The organism is Janthinobacterium sp. HH102, from assembly GCF_001758625.2.
In the GTDB taxonomy this organism is placed as follows: domain Bacteria; phylum Pseudomonadota; class Gammaproteobacteria; order Burkholderiales; family Burkholderiaceae_D; genus Janthinobacterium.
Genome location: NZ_CP062062.1, coordinates 1,896,738 through 1,907,914 on the forward strand (window position 1 = coordinate 1,896,738; position 11,177 = coordinate 1,907,914).

Annotated in this window: 13 protein-coding genes; 4 read left to right on the top strand and 9 right to left on the bottom strand. The window is 65.7% G+C overall.

The genetic code is table 11. The features are described 5' to 3' along the window. Window positions 1-15 precede the first annotated feature (15 nt). The 5 genes from JAB4_RS08680 to JAB4_RS08700 all read right to left on the bottom strand — a co-directional run bounded on the left by JAB4_RS08680 (window position 16) and on the right by JAB4_RS08700 (window position 4,803). A complete protein-coding gene (locus tag JAB4_RS08680) occupies window positions 16-216 on the bottom strand; it encodes a DUF1656 domain-containing protein (RefSeq protein WP_070224633.1) in 201 nt (66 codons plus the stop codon). Further along, window positions 206-2,350: an FUSC family protein gene (locus JAB4_RS08685; protein ID WP_227742122.1), complete on the bottom strand. Its 2,145-nt coding sequence runs from the start codon at window positions 2,348-2,350 to the stop codon at window positions 206-208. The genes JAB4_RS08680 and JAB4_RS08685 overlap by 11 nt, the downstream gene beginning before the upstream one ends. 10 nt (window positions 2,351-2,360) lie before the next feature. After that, entirely contained in the window at window positions 2,361-2,867 is a 507-nt protein-coding gene (locus tag JAB4_RS08690) for a MarR family transcriptional regulator (RefSeq protein ID WP_070224646.1), read from the bottom strand. A 73-nt stretch (window positions 2,868-2,940) separates the two neighbouring features. Beyond that, window positions 2,941-4,353 carry an efflux transporter outer membrane subunit gene (locus JAB4_RS08695; protein ID WP_070224632.1) on the bottom strand — a complete coding sequence of 471 codons (1,413 nt, stop codon included), beginning with the start codon at window positions 4,351-4,353 and terminating at the stop codon, window positions 2,941-2,943. Window positions 4,354-4,485: 132 nt separating this feature from the next. Further along, entirely contained in the window at window positions 4,486-4,803 is a 318-nt protein-coding gene (locus JAB4_RS08700) for a DUF4148 domain-containing protein (protein ID WP_071650291.1), read from the bottom strand. A 286-nt stretch (window positions 4,804-5,089) separates the two neighbouring features. On the opposite strand from JAB4_RS08700, the gene JAB4_RS08705 reads away from it, so the two are divergent. From JAB4_RS08705 to JAB4_RS08715, 3 genes are all read left to right on the top strand, one after another. Next, a complete protein-coding gene (locus JAB4_RS08705) occupies window positions 5,090-5,419 on the top strand; it encodes a hypothetical protein (protein WP_070224631.1) in 330 nt (109 codons plus the stop codon). A gap of 115 nt (window positions 5,420-5,534) precedes the next feature. Continuing rightward, window positions 5,535-5,852, top strand: a complete 318-nt coding sequence (locus tag JAB4_RS08710) for a hypothetical protein (protein ID WP_070224630.1) — start codon at window positions 5,535-5,537, stop codon at window positions 5,850-5,852. Between the two features lie 87 nt (window positions 5,853-5,939). Next, window positions 5,940-6,416 (top strand): DUF2244 domain-containing protein, encoded by a 477-nt coding sequence (locus tag JAB4_RS08715; RefSeq protein WP_070224629.1) that lies wholly within the window; start codon window positions 5,940-5,942, stop codon window positions 6,414-6,416. Here JAB4_RS08715 and JAB4_RS08720 read toward each other — a convergent pair. Continuing rightward, on the bottom strand, window positions 6,401-6,886 hold the full coding sequence (locus JAB4_RS08720) for a hypothetical protein (protein ID WP_070224628.1): 486 nt from the start codon (window positions 6,884-6,886) through the stop codon (window positions 6,401-6,403). The two genes, JAB4_RS08715 and JAB4_RS08720, sit on opposite strands and share 16 nt — an antisense overlap. Before the next feature lie 75 nt (window positions 6,887-6,961). Continuing rightward, window positions 6,962-8,002 (bottom strand): L-glyceraldehyde 3-phosphate reductase, encoded by a 1,041-nt coding sequence (gene mgrA / locus JAB4_RS08725; RefSeq protein ID WP_070224627.1) that lies wholly within the window; start codon window positions 8,000-8,002, stop codon window positions 6,962-6,964. 120 nt (window positions 8,003-8,122) lie between these two features. Here mgrA and JAB4_RS08730 point away from each other — a divergent pair, with 120 nt between their 5' ends. Further along, window positions 8,123-9,721 carry a CYTH and CHAD domain-containing protein gene (locus tag JAB4_RS08730; RefSeq protein WP_070224626.1) on the top strand — a complete coding sequence of 533 codons (1,599 nt, stop codon included), beginning with the start codon at window positions 8,123-8,125 and terminating at the stop codon, window positions 9,719-9,721. A gap of 34 nt (window positions 9,722-9,755) precedes the next feature. On the opposite strand, the gene JAB4_RS08735 is transcribed toward JAB4_RS08730, so the two are convergent. Both JAB4_RS08735 and JAB4_RS08740 read right to left on the bottom strand, forming a co-directional pair. Further along, a complete protein-coding gene (locus JAB4_RS08735; protein WP_070224625.1) occupies window positions 9,756-10,631 on the bottom strand; it encodes a Kdo hydroxylase family protein in 876 nt (291 codons plus the stop codon). Window positions 10,632-10,709: 78 nt separating this feature from the next. Next, window positions 10,710-11,081 carry a lysozyme inhibitor LprI family protein gene (locus tag JAB4_RS08740; protein WP_070224624.1) on the bottom strand — a complete coding sequence of 124 codons (372 nt, stop codon included), beginning with the start codon at window positions 11,079-11,081 and terminating at the stop codon, window positions 10,710-10,712. Window positions 11,082-11,177 lie beyond the last annotated feature (96 nt).

Genomic DNA, 11,177 nt, shown 5'->3' on the forward strand with positions numbered 1-11,177 from the left:
GTTGAACAGTTTTTTTTATTTGTAAAGCGATAGAGCCAGCGCGCCGAAGATGGCGATGAAGATGCACAGCCGCGCCAGCGACGGGTGCCACACCATGCGGTACACGCCCAGCCAGCCCAGCACGCGGTCGAGCAGGGTTTGCAGGCCGATGCTGAGGATGAACAGGGGCAGCAGGGTAGGAATCAGAATTCCGAACAGGGCGAATTCACGCGGCATGGTGGTCTCCGGCGCCAGGCGCCATATGGTCGAGTAATGAGGTGTAGATGGAATGCAGGTCGGCCAGCGCCGTCTGCAGGCGCGCGCTGCGTTCGGCTGTCGCATCGGCTTGCGTTTGCGCCGCGCGCACCACGGCGCCCGCCTGCAGGGTGGCCGCCAGCGCCGCCTGCAGTTGCGCATCGCCGCGCGTGCGCAGCCAGCCGGCGATGCCGTCCACGCACTGCTGCAGCGCATGGCGCGTGGCGCCCGGGCGGGCGGTCGCGATCAGTTCGCGCAATTCGATCACGGAATGGCCGATCTCCAGCAGGGTCAGGGCCTGGCGCACGACGGCGCGCGTGGCCTCGCCCGGCGCCGGCCCGGCCGCCGCATTGAGCTGGCTGAGCAGGTCGCGCACGCGGTTGTCGAAGCGGTGCTTGACTCGTCGCGCCGGGGCCGTGCACGCCTGCAGCGCTTCGCGCCACAGGGCCGGGCCGATGTGGTCCTTGTGCCCCATCGTGTGCTCGGGCAGCAGCACGGCAAACACGAGGGCGGCCAGCATCAGGCCGACGATCAGCGCCATGCCCGTGTTCAAAAAGGCCGCGCCGTCGACGTGCATCAGATTCGTCGGCGCCATCTGCGTGATGAAAGTCGACACGCCCAGGCCCACGCCCAGCTTGGCCGGATTCGTCATCAGGTACAGGCCGACGGCGAGGAAGGGCGCAAAACTCAGTACCAGCATGGGGAAGCCGTCGCCGTGCACCAGCACGAAGTACACGCAGACGAGCGACAGGGGCATGGCGATCAAAAAACCCGTCAACACTTGCCGGATCATCATGATGGGGCGCGGCGAGGACGAGGCCAGCGCGCAGAACACGGCCGCCATCAGCATCGCCGTGCTGGCGTAGGGCCAGGCGAGGAAGTAGGCGCCCAGCGCCAGCAGGGCCAGGCTGATGCCGGCGCGCGCGCCGCTGGCGAGCACCAGCGCGGGCGGCGTCTTCGGCGCATATGCCTGCGGCGTGCTCACGTCGAGCGGCGTGTCGTGCACCAGACTGAAATACACTTCGTGAAAGCGGCTCATGTCGCGCGCGAAGCGCTCGAGCAGCTCGCACACGGTGTCGAAATCGATGCGCTGCGCATGCGCGATGGCAGCGCCGTCGATGTCCGCGCGCGCCTGCGCCAGCGCCGCCTGCAAATGCCGCTGCATGGTGTCGAGCGAGTCTTGCGAAGGCGTCGTCTGCAGCGCCTCGGCGACGATGGCGTACAGGGGCGCGCACGCCTGCATGACCTGGTTTTCGCCATCGCGCTGCAGGCGGTCGAACAGGCGGTGGAAGGTATAGAAGGTGGTCAGCGCCGTCATGAAGGTGGCGTTGAAGGCGTGCAGCTTGCGGTTCTGCGCGCGCACGTGGCTCACTTTGCTGGTGACTTCGAACAGCGCGGCCGAGCGCCCCAGTTCCAGCGCCGCCACGTCGGCGGCAAACTGCAAATGCGTCAGTTCCACCTGCGCCGGCGTGAGCTTTTGCTGCAGCACGTCATGGCAGAAGGCGAGGAATTTGCCGTAGCGCGCCTGCACCGTGCGCATCACCTGCGTGCCCTGGTGGCGCGGCAGCAGCACGCTGGAGACGGCCGCCGAGCAGATGATGCCCAGGCTCACCTCAGCCACGCGCGTGACGGCCAGCGAGAACACCTGCATCGGCTGCTCGATGGCGGGCAGCACGATCATGCAGGCCGTGTAGCCGGCCAGCACGTACACGTAGGACTGGGCGTTGCGGTGCAGGGCCGAGCCGCTCGTGCACAGGCCCACCCACAGGGCCAGGCCGGCGAACAGCAGCACGGGCTGCTGCGGGAACAGGCCGATCAGGGTCAGCGCGGCCGTGCAGCCGAGCAGAGTGCCGCACAGGCGGTAAAAGCTTTTTTCCAGCACCATGCCGCTGCTGGGCAGGGCCAGGATGATGGTGGTGGTCATCGCCGTGCTCGGCGAATCGAGGCCCAGGCGGTAGGCCAGCCACAGCGCGCAGAACGATGCGATGAGAGTCTTGCCGACGTAGATCCAGCGTTCGCCTTCCGTCGCGCGCCAGTCCTGCAGCGCCAGCGCCAGCCAGTGGGCCGCCCGGTTCAGGGGGCCATATGTGGGTTTTGTTGCTGTGGCTGGCGTCATCGATAGGCTATCAGTTCTGGTTGTTGAGATTGTTCAGGTTGCGCAGCTGGCGCATGTACAGCTTGTCGAGCACTTGCAGCTCTTCTTCCGTGAACCCGTCGTACAGGGCCGAGGTTTCCTGGTACACGTCGGGCAGCGCCGTTTCGATCAGCGCGCGGCCCTTGTCGGTCAGCGAGATCATCACGGAGCGGCGGTCGCCGGGGCGCGTGCCGCGGTGGATCAGGCCGCGCGTTTCCAGGTCGTTGCACACGCGCGTCAGGTTGGCCGGCTTTTCATGGCACGCCATGCCCAGGGTGCAGGCGTTCGAGGTTTCGTCGTCCGTGCCGTACAGCACGGCCAGCACCATGTAGCTGGCATCGACCAGGTCGTGCTTTTTCAGCGCGGCATTGGTCAAGTCCTTCATGCCTTTTTGGATGTGGTACGTCATGCGCAGCAGGCGCATCAGTTCCATGGGGAAGCCTGGCATGCGCGTGCGGATGTTTTGCAGCCGCTTGGAGGTGGCGTCAAAAGCGGTCATGTCATATTCCTTCATGTGTGAATAAAGTTCCGATTGTATCTTGTTGGGCTAGGGCAATGCCAGGATTGCAAGCTTAGATGCCGCCTCCTAATGCATTCATCAAGGAAACGTACAGATCGAGCTCGCGCGCCCCATTTTGCGCCTGCTGCTGTTCTTCCGCCAGCAGCGCCACTTGCGTGTTGAGCATGGCGATGGCGTCGCTCATGCCCGCCTTGTACGCTTTTTCCGCCAGGTCGCGCGCGCGCTGCGCCGTGGCCAGCGCCTGCACGGTCAGCTGATGCTGTTTGGCCAGCGACTGGGCGCGGGTGACGGCGTTGGCCACATCCGACATGGCATTGATGACGGTGGCGTTGTACTGCTCCACGGCACCGTCGTACACGGCCGTCTGGCTGCCCAGCTGGGCGCGCAGGCGGGCGCCGGCAAAGATGGGCAGGCTCAGCGCGGGAGAGGCGCCGCGGACCTCTGAGTTGGCGTCGAGAAAGTGGCTGAAACCGAAGGCCTGGAAGCCGGCGAACGCCACCAGGTTGACGTTCGGGTAAAACTCGGCCTTGGCCGCGTCGATGCGCTGCGCCGCCGCTTCCACTCGCCAGCGCTGGGCGGCGATGTCCGGGCGGCGGCCGATCAGGTCGGCCGGCAGGGCGGCGGGAATGGCCAGCGGCTGGTCCAGGCGCAGCACGGGGCGCGTGAGCGCCGCGCCGGCCGCCGGACCCTTGCCCGCCAGGGCCGCCAGCTGGTTGCGCAGCAGGGCCAGCGACTCGGCCGACTGCTCCAGCTGGCGGCGTCCCGCGGGCAGGGTGGTTTCGATTTGCGCCACGTCAATGTCCGTGCCGATGCCGGCTGCCTTGCGCTGGCGCGTGATGTCGAGGATGCGGGCGCGCTGCGCCAGGCTGCGCTCGATCACGTCCTGCAGCTGGAATTCGTATGACAGCTGGATGTAGGTGCGCACCAGCGCCGTTTCCAAGGCCAGGCGGGCCATCTGCGATTCGGCCGACGCCATCTGCACGTCGCCCAGGGCGGCGGACAGGGCGGCGCGGTTGCGGCCCCACAGGTCCAGGTCGTACGAGGCCGTGACGGTGGCCTGGTTGCGCCAGGCATAGTTGCCGGCCAGCGGCGCCGGCGTGCTGCCGTGCTGCGAATACAGTTCGCGGTTGATGGAGACGTTCGCGTCCGCCTGCGGGCGGGTCTTGTCCTCGGCCGCGCCGGCCAGCGCCTCGGCCTGGCGCACGCGCGCCTGGGCGCCGCGCAGGGTGGGGCTGTCGGCCAACGCCTGGTCCATCAAACGGTTCAATTGCGGGTCGTGCAAGTCTTGCCACCATTGCGTGCGCGGCCATTGTATGGCGGCGCTGGCGGCCGCATCCATAGCCTGGCTCGCCTGCAGCTTGTTGGCGTCGAGCATGGCCGATTGCGGCGCGATATGGCCCATGTCGGCGCAAGCGCTCAAGGCAAGGATCAGGCTGGCGGCAAGCAAACGGCGGTGCAGGGACATGCAGGGACTCCGGGAGAGGTAGTGTTGGGGGTGCTGCTGGGGTATCACAGCTCGCCGCGGGGAGCTTCGGGAGTGGCCCGAGTGCTGCGCCGCAACTGAGTTGTTACTGACTGAAACCGGCTGACTGGTTTCTTATTGCACGACGTGCTTGGCCGTTTGTGCGACATCAAAGTCCGCTTCCGTTTGCGGGATCAGGCCAGCCTTGCGGGCGGCGTAGAACTCGGCCATGACTTGTTCGCGCGTCACTTTGCTGGCGGCGGTGGCCGGCGTTTTCGGATAGTCGACTTCGCTGGTGGCGATTTCGCCGGCGTTGCGGGCACGGATGTATTCGGCCGTGACGTCAGCACGCGTGAGTTGCTGGCTGGCAGCGGCAGGCGCGGCGCTCTGGGCAAACGCCGAAGTAGCGGTGGTAATGGCAAACAATGCTGCGATGAGTGATTTGGCTTGCATGATAAGACTCCAAAATGTGCATGATGGCTGGGTGGATGGGCCGGATCGCCACGTACCGGTCGGTTCGGCGGCATGGCGCTGGTGGGCGCCGTGCCGCCGATGAAGCAATTTCTGGATGAGAAGATGCTTACTTGGATTAACTATAGCAATGAATAGTACATTTGTGAAGTAATTTATGAAAATAGTTGTGCGCCGCCGCATTTTCCCCTCGGAAAAGGTCGGGCAGGCGTGCGCCGCTCGATTGGCCAGGAGAGTAAGCTGGTTTTTTTGTTAACGGGAGTCAGCCATGAGCAGCAGCACACTCGATCCGGACAATTTGCCCGTCACGCCCGACCGCGTTCTGGGCTCCGGCCATGGCAAGGGCGCGCTCGGTCCCAGCGACAGTTCCGACAGCGGCAGCGACATGCAGGGCGTGCCCGGCCAGGATGCGGAAGAACTCGATAACGACAGCGATGCGGCCGGCACGGGCGAACGGGCCGGCGTGGAGCCGCGCAGTACGGCGCCCGACGGCGGCGATATCGATGTCGATCATGTGGAAAGCCTGGCGCCCGTGCGGCCCGCAGATGAGGGCGATGGCGAACCCGGCGTTCCCCAGGCGCCAGCGCCGCGCCCCTGATGCCGGCGGCCGGCCGCAAATTGCCGCCGTTCTGGCGCCATCAGCGTAAAATGCTGGCAAGGCGGCGTGCGCGCCGCCATGGCCAGCCGGCCGGCACAGGATAGGATGTCAGAGGATGCAAACGCAGATGTCGGAAGAGAAAGAAAAAGGCTTGATGTCGATGTACCGCGAGACGCGGCCGCGCGAGTTTTTTGGCGAAAAAAGTAACACCAATCACCTGGCCTGGAGTGCGCTGGTGGTCTTGCTGGCGCTGGCGTTCTGGCTGATCGTGGCCCTGGCGGCGGCGGAAAACCAGCGCTATGCCCTGGAAACGAAGGCGTGCCAGGATCGCGTGTTTCCGACGGAAATCGACACGTCTTGCCTGAAACAGGTCAAGTCGCGCGATCACTGGTGGCAGCACGTGGGCCACGCGCTGGTGAGGATGGGCGCCTGACCCGGGCGCACGCTGGCTGAACGATCTGGCGGAACCTGGCGGCGGCGAAGGCCGCCGCGGTGATGGAGCGATAGTGCGGGAGGCGCCATGCCACGCGATCACTCGCGCGAGCAGCCGCAATGGCTGCTCGCGCGCCACAGTGCCTTGACGGCGCGCCAGTTGCTGCGCGCCTATGGCTTGCTATGCCTGTTTTCCCTCGTCATTGCCGCCGCCTTTGCGCTGCGCGGCCTCTGGACCATTCCCGTCTTTTCGTTCGCCGAACTGGGCCTGGTGGCCGCCGCTCTGCTGCACTACCTGCGCCACGCGCGCGACTATGAACACATCGCCCTGCGCGACGGCGAGCTGATCGTCGAACAGGTCAGCGCCGGCCGCTGCCGGCGCCACCACTTTTCGCCATGGCGCACGCGCGTCGAAGTGCCGCAAGGGTCGCGCCAATTGATACATATCAACGATATGTGTGATGCTACCCGTCATGTGGCGGTGGGCGTGTTCGCCACGCCCGAGCGGCGCCGGCAAGTGGCGCAGGAGTTGGGCGCGCTGCTGCCGCCCTATTTGGGCCCGTAAAACTGGAAAGTCTGTGCTACCAGCAAGGTGGTGGGAAAGCCCGTGATGGTCTTGAACTCCTTGGTGCCGGTAATCTTGTAGGCACCGGCCTGGAACGCTTCGCCTTCCTCCCAGCTGTGATCCTTCATGGCAAACTGCAGCAGGCGCTTGTCGTTATAGCGGTAGCTGAAGATGGTGTAGGCGCCGACGCGGCTGGTGACGACGAAGCGTTCATCCTGCGCGTCGGCGATGAGCAGGATGCCCGGATAGCGCCCGATGCCGGCCTCCTCGTTCTGGATGCGCAGGATCACATCGGTAAAACTGCATTCGGCGTCGCGGATCTTGTCGCGCTTCGTGGCGATCTGCATGACCTCGTCGTAGCTCTTGTTATGCACGATCGACCATTGCGGCGAGTCGCAATAATTGGCCGCGCTGGCAGGGGCCGCACAGGAAAGCAGTAAACAGACGGTGATGGCGGGGATGGCTTGCATGGAACCTTGTCGCGGATGTCGTGGGAGGCGGCAGTCTACCTGCTGGCTGCCGCCGCCACAAGCGCGGGATGATCCTCAGGTGGCCCGCGACGGGCCTTCCCACAGATTGATATGGCCTTCGCGCGCCTGCACGTCGATGGCGGCCAGCTCGTCGGCCGTGAATGACAACTGCTGCAGCGCGGCCACGTTTTCGCGGATTTGCGCGCTGCTGCTCGCGCCGATCAGGGTCGAAGTGACGCGCGGATCGCGCAGCACCCAGGCCAGCGCCATCTGCGCCAGGGTCTGGCCCCGCTGCGCGGCGATCTGATTCAGGGCGCGCACGCGTGCCAGGTTTTCCGCGCTCAAGTGCTGTTGCGTCAGCGAACCGCCGCCGGGGCGGTTGACGCGCGCATCCTGCGGCACGCCGTCCAGGTATTTGTCGCTCAATAAACCCTGCGCCAGCGCCGTGAACGTGATGCAGCCCATGCCCTGCTCTTGCAGGGTGTCGAGCAAGCCGTCTTCCTCGATCCAGCGGTTGAGCATATTGTAGGCAGGCTGGTGGATCAAACACGGCACTTTCCATTCCTTCAGCAGGGCGGCCGCCTCGGCCGTCTTTTGCGGCGAATACGACGACAGGCCCACGTACAGCGCCTTGCCCTGCTGCACGGCGGTCGCCAGCGCGCCCATGGTTTCTTCCAGCGGCGTGTCGGCGTCGTAGCGGTGCGAGTAAAAGATGTCGACGTAGTCGAGGCCCAGGCGTTGCAAGCTCTGGTCCAGGCTGGCCAGCACGTATTTGCGCGAACCGCCGCCCTGGCCGTACGGGCCCGGCCACATGTCCCAGCCCGCCTTGGTGGAAATGATCAGCTCATCGCGGTACGGTAAAAAATCGTCGCGCAGCAGCTTGCCGAAATTGCTTTCCGCGCTGCCGTACGGCGGGCCGTAGTTATTGGCCAGGTCGAAATGCGTGATGCCCAGGTCAAACGCGGTGCGCAGCATGTCGCGCTGCGACGCCAGATTGTTGCTGTCGCCAAAGTTATGCCACAGTCCCAAGGACAGCAGCGGCAATTTCAGCCCGCTGCGCCCGCACGTGCGGTATGGCATGCTGTCGTAGCGGTTCTCGGCGGCGTGATAGGTCATGGCGTCTCCTTGTAAATGAATCGCCTATTTTGGCGCAAAATCAAGGTGTGCGTGCGTGCGCCTTGCGCGCGGCGGGACGCGCCTTACAATGGGCGTTCAGGAATCTCGCAAGGAGCGGACATGGAAATCGAATTGAAATTGCTGCTGGCGCCGCAGGACGCGCCCCGTCTGCGCGCCCACCCGCTCTTGGCGCAGGCTGCGCAAGGTGCGCCGCAGGTGCTGCAGATGCACGATATCTATGTCGATACGCCCGATTTGCAGCTGTGCCGCCACCATGCGGGCTTGCGCGTGCGCCAGGTGGACGGGCGCTGGGTGCAAACCCTGAAGGCGGGCGGCACCGTCAACGGCGGCCTGCACAGCCGCCATGAATGGGAAGGTGACGTGCCGGGGCCGCAGCCGGATCTGGCCGCGCTCGACTCGGCCATCGGCCGCAAGCAGCCCATCCGCGCGCTGCTGCGCCGGGACGCCGTGCGCGACGCCTTGCAGCCCGTGTTTATCACGCGCATCGAGCGCACCGTCTGGCAGCTGCGCACGCCGCAGGGCGACCAGATCGAATGCGTGCTGGACCAGGGTGTCATTGAAAGCGGCGCGGATGGGGCCGATGGTGCCGATGGTACCGTATACAGCGTGCCCGTCAGCGAGGTCGAACTGGAATTGAAGCAGGGGCAAGCTTCCAGCCTGTTCGACGTGGCGCTGGCGCTGCTGCGGGACGTGCCGCTGCAGCTGGGCCACATGAGCAAGGCGGAACGCGGTTACCGCCTGGCGGCATCGACCCCCTTGCAAGCCGTCAAGGCGAAACCGCTGGCGCTGGACGCGGCCATGTCGGTGGAGCAGGTGTTTGTGGCCATCGCCGGCAATTGCCTGGAACAGGTCAGCGGCAACCAGGATGGCGTGGCGGCGGGCGAGGATGTGGAAAGCGTGCACCAGATGCGCGTGGGACTGCGCCGTTTGCGCTCGGCGCTGGGCATGTTCAAGTCCCTGCTGGCCTTGCCGGACGTCTTGAAGGCCGAACTCGACTGGCTGGGCGGCGCGCTGGGCGAGGCGCGCGACTGGGATGTGTTGGCTGGCAATACCCTGGCGCAGCTCGATGGCGAGGCGCAGGCCGATGCGGCGGCGCTGGCACAGGCGGCGCACGCGCAGGCGCGGCTCAAGCACCAACAAGCCGCCCAGGCCGTCACCTCGGCGCGCTACACGGCCTGCATGCTGGGCTTGCAGCGCTGGCTGCAGGCGCGCGCCTGGCGCGATGGCTGTTCCGCGCGCCAATTGCGGCGCCTCGATGCGCGCGTGTCGCCGTTTGCCCGCGCCACCCTGCGCAAGGACCAGCGCCGCCTGATGAAGCGCGGCAAGCGCCTGCTGCATGCCACGCCGCAGCAGCGCCATCAAGTGCGCATCGCGGCCAAGAAGACGCGCTATGCGACGGAATTCTTTGCCTCGCTGTTTGCGGGACGGGCCGTGAAACCGTATGTGGGACGCTTGTCGGCCCTGCAGGATGAACTGGGCTGGCTCAACGATGTGCAGGTGGCCGACCGGCTGCTGCAGCAATTGCCCGAAGTTCAGGCTGGCGAGGCCGACGAGGCTGACCAGTCCGCCCAGGACGGCTTGCGGCTGCACGCGGCCTTCGTGCGCGGCTATCTGGCGGCGCGCGCGCAGGCGGACGGGAGCGATGGCCGCATGCACAAGGCCTGGCGGCGCTTCAAGGCGGTCCGCTTGCCGGCCTGAATCCGCTTTTATCGGAGCGCGAGCCCAGGCCAGACTAGGCCAGCGGCCGCTGCAACTGGCGCTCGAGGATGGCCAGCGGCGATTTGTGGGGGGCGGCCATGGCGCGCACGGGCAGCAGCCAGGTTTGCTCGAGCGCATGCTGTCCCCGCAGGGCCGCGTGCGATACGACGTCGCTGAAGACGATCCACGTCTGGCCCGGCGCGAATGCGTGGGTGTATTGCTCCACCTGCGCCTGGTAATCGAGATCGGCCTTCATGGCGTCGTGCAGCTGCAGCATGTAGTGATCGTAGGCCGTGCGCCGCGACTTGGTGATGCGCAGCCGGTGCAGCAGCGCCGCCAGCACGGGTTGCGGACGCTTTGCAAGGGGTAGAAAATGCTGCGCCACCTGTTCGAACGGCGCGCCCAGTTTCCACACGCGGGGCGCGCCGCGCGGATCGATGTTGCTGAAGACGCGCAGGATGCGCCGGCCCTGCGTGGGCGAGGAAGGAAAGCTGTCGACGTGCAGGCGCGTATCGTCCTTGCGCCACGAGGTGATGCGCCCGGCGATTTCCACGGGACGAAAGCTGCCCTTGCCTTGCTGCAGATGGGGAACATAGCCGGGCAACAAGCCGGCCAGCAAGCGCTGCGTGTGCTGCGCATAACGTTGCATCAGCGCGGCCAGCAGAGCCGCATCGCAGGCATCGCCGTGGCCGCGCACGCCGCGTGACGGTTCCCAGCTGATGTTCTTGGCGCTGCTGGCGCTACCCACAGCGCCGTTCAGCAGGGCATGCTCTTCCGGTTGCAGGGAAAAGCCCAGGCGGGGCAGCAGCACGACTTGCCCATCTTCGAGTGCCTGCAGCGCCGCCGCCTGCTGCGCGGCGCTGCCGCTGGCGTCCCACCGGTCCAGGGAAATATCGATGAGTTTGCTCATGGCACAAACGGGGAAACATCGGAGCGGCCAGTATGGGCGCTTGCCGCCCGCTCCCGTTTGCGCTGGCGCAGACTTACATCACAGTTTGCTGTTCTGGCAGCCGGCGCTCACGCATTCGCGCACGCGGTCCTGCAGGAATTGCGCGCGTTCGATGGTGGTCTTGGTGGCGCAATCGAGATTCACATAGAAGCCCGACGATTCGCGTTTCGAACAGGCGTCGTTGCGGTTGGCGATCCACGCCAGCTGGCCCGATTTCAGCTTTTGCTTGCCGCCGGCATCGAGCTTGGCGGCGAGTGTCTTGTAGTTGGCGTTGAGTTCCTTGTCCGCTTCCTGGTACACCTTGTTGAGGCAATACAGGCCGTCGAAGTCGTTGCGCGGCGTGTCGCAGGCCGAGTTGGCGAAGGCGGAACCGGAGGCAAACACGAGCAGGGCAAGCATGTATTTTTTCATGGCGGGCTTTCAGAAAGTGGTGGGGCAGGATCGGTGAGCAAGACGGCGCTCTTGCGCATCGTATAACATTTTCTCTCCCGCCCGCGGACGCTTGCG